Below are 19,108 nucleotides of genomic sequence, written 5' to 3' on the forward strand. Positions count from 1 at the left end.
TCATTGACCTATATTTTATAGACTAATTTTTCAAATTCTTTAACTGGTAATGGTTTTGAAAAATAATAACCCTGAATAATATCACAATTTGCTTTTCTTAACATTTCTACCTGACTTTTAGTTTCAATTCCTTCAGCAACTACTCTTATTCCCAATTGCTTAATAAGCGAAACTATACTTTTTATGACAATTTGACTTTTATCAATATTCTTATCATCAATAAAAAATCCTCTATCTAGTTTAATTACGTTTAAAGGTATATTTTTAAGCATATTCACAGAAGAATATCCTGACCCAAAATCATCCATCGAAAGTATAAATCCAATATCTTGTAGACTTCTACTTACCTCAAACAGAGTATCCGTATCTCCAAACATACTAGATTCAGTAATTTCAATTTCTATTAAACTATATGGTATTTTATATTTATCACATATATTAACTATTTTTGTAATAAAATCTTTTTTAAAAAAATCAACTCTTGAAAAGTTTACAGATATAGGTAAAGGTGAAATACCTTTATCAAATAAAGTTCTAATTTCTTTACAAGCTTGTTCTAATATGTACATATCAATTTTTGTAATAAACCCATTCTTTTCAAATATAGGAATAAAATCACTTGGATATATAAATTCTTTTTCTGTATATTGCCATCTAACTAGTGCCTCACTTCCACAGAATTTCTCTGATTTAATATTGTATTTTGGTTGTAAATACATTATGAATTGATTATTTTCAAGTGCATATTCCATCTTTTTTTCTATTTTATCTTCAAGTAATAACTTATCTCTTAGCTCGTCATTAAAAAAAGCAAAATTTATATCTCTATTATTTTTTATTGATAATTTAGCAAGTGAAGCTCTATCACTATATGCACTTATAGATAAGCTCTTATCCTTAATTTCATATATTCCAAAAGATAAGTTTACAACATCATTATTGATAATGATTTTTTTAATAACATTTATTATATCTTCTCTTGTGTCATACGATAACAACATATTAAAATTATCAGAACTCACACGAGCAAAAGTTTCATTATTATGAGTTATACTATCTAATGTATCCGCAATATCTTTTAAAATTGAGTTTCCTTTTTTATGACCATATATATCATTAATTGCTTTGAATTTATCAATATCAAATATAACCATTGCATGTTTATCATTTTGTGATGCTTTCTTTAGCAGATTTCTAACATCTAACTCAAATTTTCGCCAGTTTGAATAACCAGTTACAAAATCTGTATATGCCATTTTTTCTATAGTTTTTTGACTCTTTGCTTTTGAATATAATATGTACAGTATAACACCTAAAAACAAAAATGAAAGTATAATCCATCCAATAATTGTAATTATCATTAAATTATTTAGTTTTTTAGATACGACCATCTTTGGAACGACTGATATTATAAACCAATCATTTATTCCTAAAGAAGTATATGCCATATAAAATTCTTTTCCTGATTCTTTAGCCTCTACTACGCCTTTATCTGATATTTTCATATTTTTAAAAGTAAATATTTTTTTAAAATTAACTTGTGAAAGATTTGTAATATTTGAATTTGAATTTTTATGATAAGATGGAATGATTATTTCACCATTGCTATCACATATAAGCGAAAAACCTTCACCATTAAAGGTTGAAATAGACAAAAATTCAGATACAAACTCAACATCATAATCAGCTGCAATAACAGCAACAATTTTACCATTATTGTATAATGGGACTGCATATGTTTTAGTCAATTTTCCAGTATCTTTATCTATTAGGGGCTTTGATATATTAGCTGTACCTTTAATGGCCAACTTAAAATAATCCCTATCTGAAAAATCTGTTCCAAAAATACCTTTAGCATAACCTTTACCATTCGGTAAAATCATACCAATGTTATTATAGTTGCTATTTTTATTATATGATTCCAAAATTTTCAAAGTTTCTTCTAAATCAAATTTATCTTCTATTTCTAAAAGCTTAGAAATATTTTCCAATTCGTTTAAATTACTTTTTAATTTACTATTAATTGCAATTTTACTCTCTTCACTAATTTCTGACAAGTAATTTTTTGTTTCATATTCAAGTACATCATCCATATTACTTATATAAAAAAACGCAAATACACTAAAAAAGAATACTACTATAAATGATATTAATATACTTTTTAATATTTGCCTACTGTATTTCAAGTGGCTACACCTCACCCTCTCAATTAGTTATATTTAGTTGATTCACTTTATTTTACTATTAAAAACTCTTTTTTACAATTGAGTTTCATAAATTGTTAATAAAGAACAAGTTAAATAAATATATTACTTATGGAATAATAAATTTAAAGGGTATAAATACAACAATAACATATTTAATCATATTAGTCTTATAGTTACTAATGTAATTAAATATGCTATTTTTTATATTTATACCCATTGACATGTACTTTTAAATTTATATAGCTTATATGAAGGTTTCTATTTTTCCAAATGTTCTCTTCTTATTGAAGATGTTTTAAAATATTCAACTAGTTTATTTTTATCGTTATTAAAGATAGCCTCTTTTATTAAATTTACTTCTATCTCAAAATTTTCTATACATTTTAATAAATTATCTCTGTTTCCTAAAAAAAGTTCACTCCATAGGTCTTCATTCATATTTGCAATACGAGTTAAATCTCTATAACTATCTCCAATAAATTTACCTGTATCTCTACCTTCTTCGTCACTATTTATAAGAGCAACTGCCATTACATGAGGTAACTGAGATGTAAAAGCTATCATTTCATCATGTTTTTGTGCAGTCAATTTTTTTACTCTTTTAAAACCTATTTCTAAAATTAAATTCTCAACAAACTCTAAGTTTTTTATATTATTTCTGCCAGTTGGAGTAATTATATAATTTGCTTTTTTAAATACCTCATCGCTAGCAAAATCAATTCCCTTTTTTTCTCTACCTGCCATTGGATGACCAAATATAAAATCTACATCATCTGGAATAATTTTCAAGACATCATTTATAAGAACTTCTTTTATTCCTGTGGTATCAGTAATTATAGTTCCTTTTTTGAAAAATTCTTTGTTATTTTCTAAAAAATTTACAATTAATCTAGGATATATAGACAATATAATCAAATCAGCTTGTTTAAAAAACTCCTTACCTGTAGTACATCCTTTTTTGATAATTTTTAACTCTTCTGCTTTTTTCAGAGTTTCAGAATCTATATCTACTCCAAACACATCTTCATATCCAGCTTTTTTTAATGCCTTAGCAAAAGAACCTCCTATAACTCCTAATCCTACAACAACAATATTCATTATTCTTATTTCCCCCTAGATTATTTTTTCGTTAAATTCAAATTTAAGATTTTTATTAATTGCATTTTTGATATTATATACAGCATCATTTAATGATTTAGCATTTAAAATTTCTATATCTGCAGCATTTTTATAAAGATTTATCCTTTCATTATAAAGATTATATAATTTCTCTTTTCCATCTTGTAATAAAGGTCTTGAATTAATATTTATATCCTCTAAAATTTTTTCTATAGGTCTATTAATAAAAAGTATTATTCCTACTTCTTTGAGTATCTCTATATTAATATCTTTTTTTATTACACCACCACCAGTAGAAACTACTGTTTTATCACTAGCAGAAAGTTCTCTACATGCTTGTGTTTCATAATTTCTAAAAACATCTTCTCCTTCCAAAAATAGCTCTGCTATACTTTTTTGAGATATTTTATTTATATAATCATCCATATCACAAAAACTACAATTATATTCCTGTGATAAAAGTTTTCCAATTGTAGTTTTTCCACTACCCGGCATACCTATTAATATTACCTTTTCTTTGTTTATCATAATCAATCCCCCTATAAAAAGTTTAATTTTATTTCTTCATATATAATATTTAAAGCACCACTATCTATTTTAATATTTTGCCATATTTCTTGAGACTTTACTGCTTGCCCAACCAACATATATAATCCATCACACGTTTTTTTACCTAGACTCTGACCAATTTCTAAAAAATAAGTTTTTTTAGGATTGTAAATCAAATCTACTAACATATCAAAATTCTGTATAATAGATTTTGGGACAGGTGATACTCCTACATTAGGATACATTCCTACTGGAGTTGCATTTAATATTATATCTCCTTTTATATTCTTAAGCTCTTCATAATCTATTAATATAGCTGAATTATTTGATAGCTTTTTATTATCTTTTTTTCTAGTTGAAACATAAACTTTACCTATTCCAGAATCAAGAAGGTATGTAATGGCTGCTTTAGATGCACCGCCAGTACCTAATATAACAGCTGTCTTTCCTTGAATATCAATATTAGCTACTTTGAACATAATATCAAGTCCAAAATAATCTGTATTATAGCCATATAATTTGTTCTCTTTAAGTAAAATTGTGTTAATTGCCCCTATACGCTTTGCTTCTGGAGATATAAAATCTAAAAACTCCATGACTCTTTCTTTATATGGGACAGTAATATTTACACCTTTGATTCCCAATAATTTTATAGCATCATCCAACATTGGTATATTTTCTTTTGAAATCTCAAAGTTCTTATAAGCACCTTCAATATTCAATATTTCAAATAACCTCTTATGAATTTGAGGGGAAACACTATGAGATAGCTTTTCACCTATTAGACCAAAAAAATTCATCTTTACACCTCCTAATCATTCTGTTTAAATAAAAAATTATATTTATCTATTCAATTTTATTTCTATATACACCGATAAATTTAAAGTATGCTGTATTACGTTCTATCATGTCTAACAAACTACATACTTTTGAATCATATATAGAACATTCGAAATCTATATAAAAGAAATATCTCCAAGAAGCATTTTTCATTGGTCTTGATTCTATTTTTGTCATATTTATATTGTTTTCAGCAAAGTATCCAAGTATTTTATAAAGCTTTCCAGCTTCATGCTCAACAGAAAATACGATACTCATCTTGTTTGACTCTTCTTCAATGTGTATCTCATTACTAATTACCACGAATCTAGTATAATTGTCTGTCATATCATTTATACATGGACTTATTATTTCTAATCCATAAATCTTTGCAGCTTTTTTACTAGCAATTGCTGCCTTTGTTTTATCCTGAAGTCTCTTAACAAGTTCAGCACTAGTTGCTGTGTTATTAAAAGGTATCAATTTCCATTGACTATTTTGTTTTAAAAATTCACTACTTTGACCTATTCCTTGTGGATGTGAATATATTTCTTTAATATCTTCAAGCTTTGTACCCTTTATCCCAATTAAATTTTGATTTATTTTTATACATTCTTCTCCAACTATATAAAATCCATATTTTCCTAAAAGGTCATAAGTCTCAGAAATCGCTCCTGTAGACGAATTTTCTATAGGTATTATTCCATAATTTATTTCTTTATTTTGAAGTGCTATAAAGACATCTTCAAATTCTTTAAATTGTTTTTTTATGATTTTAGTATTAAAAAATTTTGTTAGTGCTTCTTCTGTAAATGAACCTGACATACCAGGAAACCCTACTAGGAGATTTTTTTTATTAAGTTCGCTTTTTACTGATTTATATTTATATATATTTAACAAATCAAAATTTTCATTTAATGAATTTGAACTATTTTCATTTTTTTCCTCTACATTATTATCTATTAATCTTTTTTGCAAATTCTTACTAACTTCCATTATTGAATTAAAAAATTGCACAGTCTCTTGTGAATATTTTTTATCTTCTAGATTATTTACTGCTTTACTCAATACTTTTTCTTCTCTATCTTTTTGAAGTATAGTAGTATTATTTCTCATTTTATGCCTAGCAATTTCGAGAACTATATTCATCCTTTTTTCAAATAATTTGACAAGTTCCTTATCTATATCATCAATTTTATTTCTATATCTCGTTAAATCCTCCATTATTATCGTCCTTTCATCAAATCAAAAATTCCAATAGCTGTTACTGCTTCTATTACAGGTATAGCTCTTTGAACTATACAAGGGTCATGTCTACCTTTAATAGCTAAAACATCATCTTTTTTATCTTCTATATTAACAGTGTTTTGTTGTTTACTAATTGATGGAGTTGGCTTAATTGCTACTTTAAAAATTATTGGCATTCCATTTGTAATCCCTCCAATAACCCCTCCATTATTATTAGTTTTACTTTTTACTGTATCTCCAACGTAGTACATTTCATCATTGCTTTGAGAACCATACATATCTGTAATATCAAATCCCAATCCAAATTCTACACCTTTTATGGATGGAACAGAAAATAGTAAATGTGATAGAGTAGATTCAACAGAATCAAAAAACGGATTTCCAACACCTACATTGACACCTATCACTGCACATTCAATTATACCTCCAACTGAATCTCCCTGATTTTTTGCATCTAGAATAGTATTTTTTATGGCTTCTTCCTTTGATAAATCAAGTAAAGGTAATTCTAAATTTTGTAAATTTAATAATTCTTGTTTTGAAATGTCTACATAATTAAAACCCTTATCCTCTATATTCTTGATTTTTTTAATATGAGCTCCTATCTCTATACCTTCTTGTGATAAAATTTGTTTACATATAGCACCACAAAATACTAATGGAGCAGTTATTCTTCCTGAAAAATGTCCTCCTCCTCTATAGTCATTAAACCCAGAATATTTTATATGACCTGTATAATCTGCATGACCTGGTCTCATCAAGTTTTTAACTTTTCCATAATCTTTTGAACGAGTATCACTATTTCTTATAATCGCACATAATGGAGTTCCTGTAGTTTTTCCATCAAAATATCCACTTAAAATTTCTGGTATATCACTTTCATTTCTTGAAGTTGATATAGAATTTTTTCCTGGTGCTCTTCTTTTCATTTCTTTGTCAATCTTATCAAGGTCTAACTCGATACCTGCAGGAAGTCCATCTATATTTATACCTATAGCATTTCCATGAGATTCTCCAAAGATGGATATTTTCAAATTATTTCCCCATATTCCACTCATCAATTCTTCCTCCTAACATCTCAAAATCTTTAAAAAAATGTGGATAAGACTTTGATACACACTCAAAATCTTTCAATATGATTGGCTTATCACATCTACAAGAAGCAATTGCAAGTGTCATTGCAATCCTGTGGTCTTTGTGACTCCATACTTCTACACCTCCATTTAATTTGCTTACTCCTTCAATTATCAAACTATCCTCTTTTTCTTCTATATTCGCCCCTAGCTTACTCAACTCAATATTTATTGCATGAAGTCTATCACATTCCTTAATTCTAAGTCTTCCAGCATTTATTATGGTCGTCTTCCCTATACTTAAAGCTGCTACCACAGATAAAACTGGTATTATATCTGGACATTGAGATGCATCTATCAAAGTACTATTTAAACAGTTTGCTATTCCTTTGATTTTGTTGTCTTCTCTTAAAATTTCCATACCCATTCTTGATAAAATCTCGATAACTTCACTATCTCCTTGAAGAGAATTTTCTTTAAGGTCAAGTATGTTAATATCTTCTCCAATAGCATCTGCTGATAAATAAAATGCACCTTGAGAATAATCTCCTTCAACTTTATAATCTCTAGCTTTATAAGTTTGATTTCCTTTTATGATAAATTCTTTATAATTATTATTTACAATTTCTACTCCAAAATCTTTCATAGTTGAAATAGTTAAATCTAAATACCCTTTAGATTCTAGTTCAGTGGTAATTATTATCTTTGAATCACTATCTAATGTAGGCAATATAAATAATAATCCTGTTATAAATTGAGAACTTATATTTCCTTTTACTCTAAATTCATCTGGTTTAAGTTTTCCTGATACAATTAAATCCAGTTTATTTTCTTTGTAGCTATATTCTATCCCCTGTCTGTCAAATATCTCATAATAAGTATCAAGTGGTCTTTTTCCAAGATTACCTCTTCCTATAAATCTTTTTACTCCATCAAAAGCTAAAGATATAGGTACCAGAAATCTTAAAGTAGAACCTGACTCATTACAATCTATAGTCAGTTTAGGTTGATTCAATTGATTCTCTTTATTTAAGATTGCTTCTTTAGAATAGATTCCTGTGATTTCTAAAATATCTTCTTTTTTTTCTATAGTTGCTCCTAATGATATCATTGCTCTTATAGTAGCTATAATATCATCAGAAAAATCTATATTAGAAATTCTACTTTTTCCATCACTTAAAGCTGCACAAATAACTGCTCTATGTGCCATACTTTTTGATGGAGGAATTTTTACATTGCCTGATAATTTGCTTGGATATATTTTTAAGCTTCCCATCATTTTACCTCCTGAAAAAATTTAGAAGTAGTATCATATATAATACTTTCTCCAATATCCTTTAAAAGTATTATTTTTAGTGTATCACCTAGATTTTTTTTATCGAGAGATATAGTATCTATTATAGATTTATTATCTCCTAATTCAACTTCATAAGGTAAATCATAATTTATTAAAATTGATTTTATAAGTTCTGATGTACCTTGTTTTGTAATCCCTCTTTTTTCACTCTCTAATGTTATCTTATACATACCTACACCAACAGCTTCTCCATGAGTATAACCTGTAAAGTTATAGTGTTTCTCAATAGCATGACCTAGTGTGTGCCCAAAATTTAAAAGCATCCTATCTCCTAAATCTTTCTCATCAGCTTCAACTACAGTTTTTTTGAGAAGGCAACATTTGTGTATAATGTATTCTATATGGTGCATCACTTCTTCCCTGTTTTTTAAGTTTACAAGCTTATTAAAAAAAGTTTTATCTTTTATACATCCATACTTTATAACCTCTGCCATTCCATCTCTATAAAATTTTTCTGGAAGAGATGATAATACATCTGGGTCAATAAATACTGCTTTAGGCTGATAAAAACTTCCCACTAAGTTTTTTCCTCTTTCAAGGTCAACTCCAACTTTTCCACCTACAGAACTGTCCACTTGAGCTAATAAAGATGTTGGAATTTGAATAAAATTTACACCTCTTAAAAAAGTTGCTGCTGTAAATCCTCCTAAATCTCCAATTACCCCTCCTCCTAGTGTAATAATCAAATCTTTTCTAGTTAACTTAAAGTCAAGTAAACTATCATATATTTTAGGTAGAGTGTTAAATGACTTTGTCTCTTCACCAGCTTCTAATATTATAGCTCTAGTTTCAAATCCAGATTCAATCAAATTATTTTTAACTTCATCTAAATATAATTTTGCTATATTTTCATCTGTAACAATAAAAATCTTATTCCCAGAATATATTTTTTTAATTTCTTTGCCTATATTTTTTAATATACTTTTTTTTATAAATATATTGTAACTATTCTCTTTTAGATTAACTAATAATTTTTCTTCCACGTTTAACCATCCTTCTATAGATTATATTTCTCTTCCAACTGCTGATGCGATAGTTTTTAGTTCATTTATTAATCCATCATACTCATCTGGTTTAATTGATTGTTTACCATCACAAAGTGCATGAGCTGGGTCATTATGAACTTCTATTATTAAACCATCTGCTCCAACCGCAATTGCTGCTTTAGATAGAGAGTCAACCATCCATGATTTTCCTGCTGCATGACTTGGGTCAACTATGACTGGTAAATGGCTAAGTTTTTTTACAGCTAAGATTGCACTTAAATCCAAAGTATTTCTAGTGTATGTTTCAAAAGTTCTTATACCTCTTTCACAAAGAACTACATTTTCATTTCCTCCAGCCATTATATATTCAGCTGACATTAGCCACTCTTCAATTGTAGCAGATAATCCTCTTTTTAAAAGTATTGTTTTATTTGTTTTTCCTAATTCTTTTAATAAATCAAAGTTTTGCATGTTTCTTGCTCCAACTTGAATTACATCTACATTTTCTTCAAATATATCTATATCTTGTGTTGACATTATTTCTGTAACTATAGGAAGACCTGTTTTTTCTTTTGCTTTTTTTAATAAATCTAATCCATCATATCTTAATCCTTGGAAAGCGTATGGAGATGTTCTTGGCTTGAATGCTCCTCCTCTTAAAAATCCTGCTCCTGATTTTTTTACATCTTCAGCTATAGAAACTATTTGTTCTTCTGTTTCAACAGAACAAGGACCAGCTATCATAGTAAGTTTTTTTGACCCAATTTCCATACCATCGACATTTATAATTGAAGGTTCTGGATGAAATTTTCTATTTGCTTTTTTAAAAGGTTCTACTACATGCATAACTTTTTCAACTACCTTATTTGCTTCTATTCTTTTAGCATCTATCTTACTAGTATCTCCAACTAACCCTAAAACAGTTAATTCTTTTCCATCTATAGGATTCACTTCTACACCCTCTCTACAAATAGCTTCTATTAATTTCTTAACTTCTCTCTTATCTGCTCCTACTTTTAATACTACTATCATCTTTACTACCCCCTAATATTGTAATTCTATATTTGAGTTTAAAATAAAAAAGAGAACTCATTAATGAGTTCTCTAAAATAATCTATTAAGCATCAAATCTTACATGACCGTATAAAATAATCATTTTTATAAAATTTACCTATGCCCAAGGTTATTAAAATCAAGGCCTCACCAGAAAGGAATTACATGTATTTTTGTAAAAGAAATAGCCAGCGCTAAAATAAAAGCCCCAGAACATAAAATAAAAAAAGCTATAAAGTTTTGCCACTAGTTCTTTTAAAATCCCTTTCATAGTATTATCCTCCATTTTTATAATTTATTACTCTTCTTGTTTAATAATTATAGCAAAGAAAATATAATTGTCAATATTTTCTATAAATATTTTCAATTTAAAATATTTCTTTATTTTCTTAATTCACTTTTTCTTTTAATACCTTTTTCTAAAATCGTTTAAAAAGCATCTTATTTTTACAATAATTTTTTTATTTTAAATATTATAATTCCAACAAAAACTATGCCTAACATCAAAAGTAATGTTGCTGGATATCCATAAAGCCAATTTAGTTCTGGCATATACCTAAAGTTCATTCCATATATTCCCGTTATAATTGTAAGTGGTGCAGAGATAGCCGTAAGTAAAGTCAATTTTGTAATCAAGTGATTCGTTTTTTCACCTACTCTAGAAGAATAAATATCTAGGAGTTTATCTGCCAGCTCACGTGTTGATAATGCAAAATTATATAATTTATCAATACCAAAATCTATCCCTTGAAAATTTTCAAGATTATATTTTTTTACATTGGAGTATTTTAAATATCGTATATTTTCTTTAATTATTCTATCTCCAATATATAAAAGTGGTCTGGTGTTTTTAACTATAGTTCTAGTCAATCCTCTTACATCACTTATTCTAGAAACATGATTTTTATGAATATTGTCCATCATCTCATCTTCTATTTCAAGAATTAACTCTTCAACTTTTTCTAAAGATTCGAAGCCATTTTTTATAACTTCTCTAAAAATTAAATAATTTATCTTAAAAAGGTTGATGACAGGATTTTTTTCAAGTTGAGAATTTTTTAAAATAAGATTCTTTACAAATTCAAATAAAAAATGCTCTTCATTTACAACAACTAATATAAAATTATCTGATAAATACATATTTACTTCTTCTATAACAGCTTCTCCATTTCTCAATTCAAAGGTATTTAGGCTCAAAAAATCATAATTATCAAATAAATCAAGCTTTGTTATTTCATCAAATTTAAGACAATCATTAAATGTTATTTCATCTATATCCAAAGTTTCCTTGAGTAATTTTAAATTTTTTGGAGCACTTAATATAAGATATGAATTTTCTGGTATATAAAATTTCACTCTAAAATCTTCCACAATCTCTCTTGTATTCAAATTCAATATATACATAAATCTACTCCTAAACTTCAGTTTACATTTTAAAAATTACATATATTTATTACTGTAATTATTTTTCACTATTTCAGTAATTATTATTTAATATTTATTTATATTAAATTTATTAGAAAATAAATATTAAATCTTTTATCTTTTAACTTAGACTTTTCTTACAAATTATACCATACTTTTATTTTAAAATGTATTTAATATTATCAATGCTAAAAAAGTACTAAAAAATGAAATGCATATACTTAAATTAATAATAGCATACACACTTCATTTTAACTTAATCTAAATTATACAATTGTAGCATCCATTTTGTCTATTCATCATTTAGTCTATATCCAACACCAACTTCTGTAATTATATACCTAGGGTCAGCAGGTTGCTTCTCTATTTTTCGTCTTAATGTTGCCATAAAAACTCTTAAGGACTTAGTTTCATTTCCTATAATACTACCCCATATTTCTTTTATTATAAAATTATGAGTAAGTACTTTTCCATGATGCTTTGCAAGTAATGAAAGAATATTATATTCAATTGGTGTCAAATGTACTTCGTTATTGTCAACAATGACTTTTCTTTTATCAAAATCAATAAATAACTCATCTACTTCAAACGTAGACCTAATCTCTTCTTTTTGCTGTAATTCTACTTGTGAGTGTCTAAACGCCACTCTTACCCTAGCTAATAACTCTACTATAGAAAATGGTTTTGTTAAGTAATCATCTGCACCTGCATCAAACACTTCTACCTTTTCTCTGTCTTGTTCTCTAGCTGAAACTACAATTATTGGTATATTTGAAAACTGCCTAATAGCTTTTATTACCTCTATTCCATCCATATCTTCTAGCCCTAAATCCAAGAGAACGACATCTGGAGAATATGAGACAGCAATTGATATTCCTTCTTTACCAGTTATAGCCTCTTTAACATCATAATCTTGTGTTGCAAGTGCAGTAGATATAAATTTTCTTATTGTTTTATCATCCTCTACTAATAATATAAGTTTTTTACTCATTTCTTCCTCCAAAACTAGATTTCAAAATTTCATACTATTCATTTTCTTTGGGCAAACTAAATTTAAAAGTTGAACCTTTATCTTTATTATTTACTACTAAAATTTCACCTTTATGAGCTTGAATTATAGATTTACAAATTGATAATCCAAGTCCAACACCTTTTCTAGAATCCTTAGTACCTTCTTCTCCAGTAAAGAATCTATCAAATATATGCTCCTTCAGTTCTTTGGATATTCCAGGACCATTATCAGACACTTCAAACCAAACATAATCTTCTTTTTCATATACAATTATATTTATTTTACAATCCTCTTTTGAATATTTTAAAGCATTATCTATTAGATTAATTAAAACCTGTTCTATTAATTTGGCATCCATAGGAACAAATAATATTTGCTCTGGTATATTAATATCTATAATTGCATTTTCAATTCTTTTTTTAATATTTTGTAATGCCTCTGATATAATTTCCTCAACAAGTTCAGAACGTTTTTTGACTTCTAACTTTCCTTCATCTATCTTAGTCATGCTAAGTAAATTTTCAACAAGTCTTATTAACCACTGAGTATCTTCATATACACCACTAAGTAGCTCGTCTATTATATCCTGACCTATAGTATCTTTATTTTTTATAATTGTACTAACTGCTCCAGATATTCCTGCTAATGGTGTTCTGAGGTCATGTGAAACTGCTCTTAAAAGATTACTTCTAAGCCTCTCTCTTTCTATCTCAAGATTAGTATTTTCTTTTGCTTCTGATAGAATTTCTCTATCAAGAGCTATTGCCATTTGAGCAGTTATTGTTTCAATTAAACTTATATCTTCTGTATCTAATTTTGAATCAACACACGATATACCAATAACCCCCAAAGTTGAATTCATACCTATAATTGGTATATAATATCCTTTTGAACCAGGAAGTGTATCTGTATCACTACCTGCTACTGTTGAATTAGACAAGACCCAACTTGCAACAGCTTTTTCATCTTCTATATTTAAATCGTTTTTATCCTTATTAGCAGTATTTTTTTTATAGAACTTTGATTTCTTATCCTTATCCATATTTAAATAGCAAACTATATCTCTACTTAGACTAAGACATAAAAGTTCTATACCCTTATTTACTATATCATCTTTATTTGACAATCTTAAAAATCCCTTAATTATTTGATATATCATTTTTGTATTTTCTTCTCTTTTAGCAGCTGTATCTGCCTCATGTTGTATCTTAGATGTAAGAGTACTAGTTATTATACCAACTATTGAGAATACAACTAATGTTACTATATAATTTGAATCAGCTATTGACAATGTATATAAAGGTGCTGTAAAAAAATAATTTAACAGTACTATATTAAATACAGAGCTTATTATCCCTGTACTATATCCTTTAGTCCACATAGAAACCAAAACTACACCTAACATATATATTAGTAATATATTTTCTCTTATAAATCCCATACTTTGTACTATATATGCCAAAATGCTTATCACTAAAGTAATAATTATAAGTTTTATAAAATCAATTTTACTGATTTTAAATTTTGATTTTATTGATGAGTTATCCTTTTTAGGTCTATATTTAACTTCTGAAGCAAATTTGTAAGGGATTATATGTATATCTATATAATCAACTTCATCTATCAATTTGTCAACTATATCTTTTTTCAGTTTTTTACTCAATTTTTTAGTATTTGAATGATTTCTACCTATTACAATTTTTGTTACGTTTCTTATCTTGGCAATTCTAAGTATCTGTTCTATTACATTTTCACCATGTAAAACAATTATCTCACCACCTAACTTCTTAGCTAGTTTTAAATTGTTTTGTAATTGTTTTTGTTCCTCAAAAGGCAATTTTGCTGTATTTGGAGTTTCAACATATAAAGCTATCCACTTAGCAAATGTACTATCTGCTATCCTAGACGCGGTTCTAATAACCTTTGCTGAAGATGGAGATGGGCTTATACATGCAAGAAGTGTATCTGATGTAGGTATTACTGTTACATCACCCTTTGATAATCTAGTCATTTGAACTTCTTTATTTACTCTTTCAGCTGTTTTTCTAAGTGCAATTTCTCTAAGTGCAACTAAATTGTCTTTTATAAAAAAATTATCTTTCGCTCTAATTGCCTGTTCCTTTTTATATATTTTACCTTCATTAAATCTTTCAAGAAGTACATCAGGTTCAACATCTATAAGCTCTAATTGTGTACTTATATCTAAAAATTTATCTGGTATAGTTTCTTTGACTGATACATTTGTAATTATCTCCACGATATCATTTAAACTTTCTAGATGTTGTACATTTACAGTAGTATATACATTTATACCTGCTAGTAATAATTCCTCTATATCCTGCCATCTTTTGGTATGCCTTAACCCAGTGACATTGGAATGAGCAAACTCATCAACTAATATAACTTCTGGCTTTCTTGCTAATGCCGCATCTAAATCAAACTCTTTTAATTTTATAGACTTATATTCTATTTCTTTTACAGGAAGAGTCTCTAATCCATCAAGTAATGCTAATGTTTCTGGTCTAGTATGTGGTTCAATATATCCAACTACTACATCAATCCCTACTTTTTTTAAATTTTGTGCAGACTCCAACATAGAATAAGTTTTACCTACACCTGCTGCATACCCAAAAAATATTTTTAACTGACCTCTATTTAGTTTTTTCTCTTCATTCTTTATTTTTTTTAATAGAATATCAGGATTTGGTCTGTCCATCAAACAACCTCCTTGTACATTTCATTACTATTATAATATCAATTCTAGTATAAAAATGTAGTTAAGATGTATTTTTAATGATTAAGATTATGTAAAGATACAAGTATGTACTTTAATTGTAAAATAAAAATGCCTAAATAATAGGCATTTTTATTTTTTATACATTCCTTTTTGTCAATTCTCTTGTTTTGATTTATATATTTTTGATTTATATTTTATTGAAAATGCATTAACAGTTTTAAATATGCAAATACATATTTAAATAAAACTATTACTACAATCTTTATTTCAACATATTTACTTTAAATTCAGTATTTCCATGAATTCATCACCTGTAATTGTCTCTTTTTCCAATAAATATTCAGCAAGTTCATGTAGCTTATCTATATTATTCTCTAAAATCTCAATTGCATTTTTATGACAAGTCTTTACTATTCTAAATACTTCTTCATCAATTTTAGCTGCAGTATCTGAAGAACAAGCAAGAGAAGAGTCTCCTCCTAGGTACTGATTACTTACTGTTTCAAGAGCAACCATATCAAATTCCTCACTCATACCAAGACGAGTAACCATAGCTCTTGCAATCTTAGTAGCTTGCTCTATATCATTTGATGCACCTGATGTACAAGTATTAAAAATAACTTCTTCAGCAGCACGACCACCTGTAAAAGTAGTTATTTTATCAATTGCTTCTTCTTTGGACATAAGTACACTTTCATCTTCTGCAACTTGCATAGTATAACCCAATGCACCTGAAGTCCTAGGTATTATTGTAATTTTATGGACAGGTGCAGAATGTTTCTGCATTGCAGCAACAAGTGCGTGACCTATTTCATGATAAGCTATGATTTTCTTTTCTTTATCAGAAATCACAGCTCCTTTACGTTGATATCCTGCAATTACGGTCTCAACAGATTCCTCAAAATCTTGTTGCTCTACTACATCTCTGCCAGATTTAACTGCTAAAAGTGCTGCTTCGTTTACAATATTTGCAAGTTCTGCTCCAGATGCACCTGATGTAGACCTAGCGATTGCATTATAATCTATATTTGAGTCTACATTTACATTTTTAGCATGTACCTTTAATATAGCTTCACGTCCTCCAAGGTCTGGAAGTTCAACTGGTATACGTCTATCAAATCGTCCTGGACGAAGTAATGCTTTATCAAGACTATCAGGTCTATTCGTTGCAGCTAGTATTACTACACCTATTCCACCATCAAATCCATCCATCTCACTTAATAACTGATTTAAAGTTTGTTCACGTTCATCATTTCCACCTAGTCCACTTCCATTATCACGCTTTTTACCTATAGTATCAATTTCATCTATAAACACTATACATGGAGCTTTCTCTTTAGCTTGCTTAAATAAATCACGTATTCTAGATGCTCCCATACCTACAAACATCTCAACAAATTCAGAACCAGAGATTGAGAAAAATGGTACATCTGCTTCGCCTGCTACAGCTTTTGCAAGTAATGTTTTTCCTGTTCCTGGAGGTCCTACTAAAAGTGCACCTTTTGGCATTTGTGCTCCTATTTTTTTATATTTTTCTGGGTTGTGTAAGAAATCTACTATCTCACTTAGAGCTTCTTTTGCCTCATCTTGACCAGCTACATCATTAAATCTTTTTCCACTTTGGGCAGATACATACATTTTGGCATTGCTCTTTCCAAATTGCATACTATTACCACCCATTCGTTTTTGCATTGATTTCATCATTAAATTACCAAATAGCATAAGAATACCTATAGGTACTATCCATGTAAGTAAAATACTTAAAAGAGGTGAATTTTCTTTAGGAATAATCTTAGTAAATTCTACTTTTGCATCTTTTAATCTATCAACTAGTTCTGGATCATCCATTCTACCAGTTATGTATATATTTTTATCCTTACTACTAGATGGGCTTATTGCAATTTTATTACTTTCTATCTCAACAGATTTAACCTTTCCTGTATCTAACATTGTAAGAAATTTTCCATAATCAATCTCAACCATTTTTTTATCCATTAGACTTGGAAATATTAAAGCATTTAAAAACATTACTACTATTATTATTATTGTATAGTAATAGAGTATTGACCTCTTTTGTGGTTTGTGTTCATCCATAATTTTGTTCTCCTTTAAATTAATTTTATGTTATTTGCAATCAATATGAGTTAAAAGCTTATTTAATTTTTTTAAGCCCTCTATTATATCTTCCATATCTTGCAATTTTTCACTAGTCATATTTTCAAAATAGTCATCAAAAATACTACTTGAAATATTTTCTTGTATATCTAACGATTTTTCTGTTACTTTAACTTTTACAATTCGTTGGTCTTCTTTATCTCTTATACGATTTAAAAATCCATTTTTTTCTAGTCTTTGGCATATTACTGATACATTGCTATTTGTCATATTCAAATTTTTACCTAAATCACTTATTTTTTTCTCTCCATGTTCACATAGTTCTGATAAAATCAAAGCTTGTACTGCTGTAATCCCAAGCGGTTGATAAAACTGACTTAATGAAGTTGTAAATTTAATATTTATATCTCTAGTTAATTCTAGCAGTGCTTTTTTATAACTTATCTCATCCATATAAATTCTCCCTGTAAAAATACTTTATTTTACTAATATTTTTAACTTTAAATTCAAAAATATTTTATAAATAATGCTTAACACTATAAATATTTAATGTATTAAATATTATAGTATTAAGTATTTATTGTCAATAACAATATTGTAACTTCAGTCATAAATAGTTTATCTTATTATTGAAATTTTTGTATAAAATATTTTTAATAAAAAATCGATGTATTTATTTTACACCGATTCCTCTCATTTTAATCTTATTTAAAAATTAAAATCTAAAGTTATTTACTATTACAATAAATTTAATCTTCTGTTAACATATTATATACAAAATCAAAACTTCCTTTATGTGCACCCAAAGTCGTTTCCATAATACAAACAAATGCCTTTGCTTTTTGTAGTATTTCATCATTATCCCAATCAAACATACCTTTATCAAATATACATTCAGAAGAAACAAGTAAAAACTCTATTGTCTCTTTTGGATATTTTGTATTGAATATTCCTTCTCTTATACCTTGTTCTACTACCTCTGTTAAAATAGGTGTAAAATTTAAAATAGTTTTAACTATTGTCTTTTGATGCATCTCAGCATTGTTGGGTTGGTGAAATTGATTAATCACTTTTTCTTTACTTCCTCCAACTTTAGGTCTTTGAGATATTAATATTTGAAAAAACTTTTCAACAACTGGAATGTCTGGATTTGAAGCAATTTCTTTTAACATATTTATATCATTATCTATAATTCTAGTTATAATTGCATCCATTACCTCTTCTTTAGATTTAAAGTAGTAATAAAATGTTCCTTTTGCAATTCCAATCTCATTTAAAATATCATTTATAGTAGTTTTTGTGTATCCTTTAGTACAAAAAAGCACTTCAGCTGTGTTGAGGATTTCACTTTTACGTTCTTCAGGGTCTTTTATAATTCTCATATAGTTTCTCCTTTCAATAGACCATC

15 protein-coding genes and 1 pseudogene are annotated in these 19,108 nt (G+C 27.6%); all 16 read right to left on the reverse strand.

The genetic code is table 11. The annotated features are described in order from the left end of the window. Positions 1-8: 8 nt before the first annotated feature. The 16 genes and pseudogenes from KGF46_RS20320 to KGF46_RS06615 all read right to left on the reverse strand — a co-directional run bounded on the left by KGF46_RS20320 (position 9) and on the right by KGF46_RS06615 (position 19,082). A complete protein-coding gene (locus KGF46_RS20320) occupies positions 9-1,361 on the reverse strand; it encodes a putative bifunctional diguanylate cyclase/phosphodiesterase (RefSeq protein WP_413840484.1) in 1,353 nt (450 codons plus the stop codon). Between the two features lie 54 nt (positions 1,362-1,415). Further along, positions 1,416-2,093: pseudogene (locus KGF46_RS20325) on the reverse strand (cache domain-containing protein); the annotation flags it as partial. Between the two features lie 372 nt (positions 2,094-2,465). Beyond that, entirely contained in the window at positions 2,466-3,305 is an 840-nt protein-coding gene (locus KGF46_RS06550) for a prephenate dehydrogenase (RefSeq protein ID WP_227829927.1), read from the reverse strand. 15 nt (positions 3,306-3,320) lie between these two features. Then, a complete protein-coding gene (locus KGF46_RS06555; RefSeq protein ID WP_227829928.1) occupies positions 3,321-3,854 on the reverse strand; it encodes a shikimate kinase in 534 nt (177 codons plus the stop codon). 11 nt (positions 3,855-3,865) lie between these two features. Beyond that, entirely contained in the window at positions 3,866-4,675 is an 810-nt protein-coding gene (gene aroE / locus KGF46_RS06560; RefSeq protein ID WP_227829929.1) for a shikimate dehydrogenase, read from the reverse strand. 46 nt (positions 4,676-4,721) lie between these two features. Then, positions 4,722-5,918 (reverse strand): prephenate dehydratase, encoded by a 1,197-nt coding sequence (pheA, locus tag KGF46_RS06565; protein ID WP_227829930.1) that lies wholly within the window; start codon positions 5,916-5,918, stop codon positions 4,722-4,724. Positions 5,919-5,920: 2 nt separating this feature from the next. Further along, a complete protein-coding gene (gene aroC, locus KGF46_RS06570) occupies positions 5,921-7,000 on the reverse strand; it encodes a chorismate synthase (protein WP_227829931.1) in 1,080 nt (359 codons plus the stop codon). Continuing rightward, positions 6,978-8,291 (reverse strand): 3-phosphoshikimate 1-carboxyvinyltransferase, encoded by a 1,314-nt coding sequence (gene aroA, locus KGF46_RS06575; protein ID WP_227829932.1) that lies wholly within the window; start codon positions 8,289-8,291, stop codon positions 6,978-6,980. Before aroA ends, aroC begins: the two co-directional genes overlap by 23 nt. Next, positions 8,291-9,355, reverse strand: a complete 1,065-nt coding sequence (gene aroB / locus KGF46_RS06580) for a 3-dehydroquinate synthase (RefSeq protein ID WP_227829933.1) — start codon at positions 9,353-9,355, stop codon at positions 8,291-8,293. Before aroB ends, aroA begins: the two co-directional genes overlap by 1 nt. A gap of 21 nt (positions 9,356-9,376) precedes the next feature. Beyond that, positions 9,377-10,390 carry a 3-deoxy-7-phosphoheptulonate synthase gene (gene aroF, locus KGF46_RS06585; protein ID WP_227829934.1) on the reverse strand — a complete coding sequence of 338 codons (1,014 nt, stop codon included), beginning with the start codon at positions 10,388-10,390 and terminating at the stop codon, positions 9,377-9,379. Positions 10,391-10,858: 468 nt separating this feature from the next. Next, complete coding sequence (locus tag KGF46_RS06590) at positions 10,859-11,815, reverse strand: CorA family divalent cation transporter (protein ID WP_227829935.1); 957 nt, start codon at positions 11,813-11,815, stop codon at positions 10,859-10,861. A gap of 313 nt (positions 11,816-12,128) precedes the next feature. Continuing rightward, a complete protein-coding gene (locus tag KGF46_RS06595) occupies positions 12,129-12,827 on the reverse strand; it encodes a response regulator (RefSeq protein WP_227829936.1) in 699 nt (232 codons plus the stop codon). A 34-nt stretch (positions 12,828-12,861) separates the two neighbouring features. Next, positions 12,862-15,564, reverse strand: a complete 2,703-nt coding sequence (locus tag KGF46_RS06600; protein WP_227861876.1) for a sensor histidine kinase — start codon at positions 15,562-15,564, stop codon at positions 12,862-12,864. Positions 15,565-15,861: 297 nt separating this feature from the next. Further along, positions 15,862-17,679, reverse strand: coding sequence for an ATP-dependent zinc metalloprotease FtsH (gene ftsH, locus KGF46_RS06605; RefSeq protein ID WP_227829938.1), 1,818 nt, complete (start codon positions 17,677-17,679; stop codon positions 15,862-15,864). Positions 17,680-17,709: 30 nt separating this feature from the next. After that, entirely contained in the window at positions 17,710-18,153 is a 444-nt protein-coding gene (locus tag KGF46_RS06610; protein ID WP_227861877.1) for a MarR family transcriptional regulator, read from the reverse strand. Positions 18,154-18,449: 296 nt separating this feature from the next. Beyond that, positions 18,450-19,082, reverse strand: a complete 633-nt coding sequence (locus KGF46_RS06615) for a TetR/AcrR family transcriptional regulator (RefSeq protein WP_227829940.1) — start codon at positions 19,080-19,082, stop codon at positions 18,450-18,452. Between the last annotated feature and the right edge of the window lie 26 nt (positions 19,083-19,108).

It is taken from the genome of Clostridioides sp. ZZV14-6153, from assembly GCF_020657855.1.
In the GTDB taxonomy this organism is placed as follows: Bacteria; Bacillota; Clostridia; order Peptostreptococcales; family Peptostreptococcaceae; genus Clostridioides.

Coding starts and splice junctions, on each gene's coding strand:
- KGF46_RS06615 (WP_227829940.1), bottom strand. CDS start 19,082: ATGAGAATTATAAAAGACCCTGAAGAACGTAAAAGTGAAATCCTCAAC.
- KGF46_RS06590 (WP_227829935.1), bottom strand. CDS start 11,815: ATGTATATATTGAATTTGAATACAAGAGAGATTGTGGAAGATTTTAGA.
- KGF46_RS06600 (WP_227861876.1), bottom strand. CDS start 15,564: ATGGACAGACCAAATCCTGATATTCTATTAAAAAAAATAAAGAATGAA.
- aroE (WP_227829929.1), bottom strand. CDS start 4,675: ATGAATTTTTTTGGTCTAATAGGTGAAAAGCTATCTCATAGTGTTTCC.
- KGF46_RS06595 (WP_227829936.1), bottom strand. CDS start 12,827: ATGAGTAAAAAACTTATATTATTAGTAGAGGATGATAAAACAATAAGA.
- KGF46_RS06555 (WP_227829928.1), bottom strand. CDS start 3,854: ATGATAAACAAAGAAAAGGTAATATTAATAGGTATGCCGGGTAGTGGA.
- ftsH (WP_227829938.1), bottom strand. CDS start 17,679: ATGGATGAACACAAACCACAAAAGAGGTCAATACTCTATTACTATACA.
- KGF46_RS06610 (WP_227861877.1), bottom strand. CDS start 18,153: ATGGATGAGATAAGTTATAAAAAAGCACTGCTAGAATTAACTAGAGAT.
- pheA (WP_227829930.1), bottom strand. CDS start 5,918: ATGGAGGATTTAACGAGATATAGAAATAAAATTGATGATATAGATAAG.
- KGF46_RS06550 (WP_227829927.1), bottom strand. CDS start 3,305: ATGAATATTGTTGTTGTAGGATTAGGAGTTATAGGAGGTTCTTTTGCT.
- aroC (WP_227829931.1), bottom strand. CDS start 7,000: ATGAGTGGAATATGGGGAAATAATTTGAAAATATCCATCTTTGGAGAA.
- aroA (WP_227829932.1), bottom strand. CDS start 8,291: ATGGGAAGCTTAAAAATATATCCAAGCAAATTATCAGGCAATGTAAAA.
- aroF (WP_227829934.1), bottom strand. CDS start 10,390: ATGATAGTAGTATTAAAAGTAGGAGCAGATAAGAGAGAAGTTAAGAAA.
- KGF46_RS20320 (WP_413840484.1), bottom strand. CDS start 1,361: ATGATAATTACAATTATTGGATGGATTATACTTTCATTTTTGTTTTTA.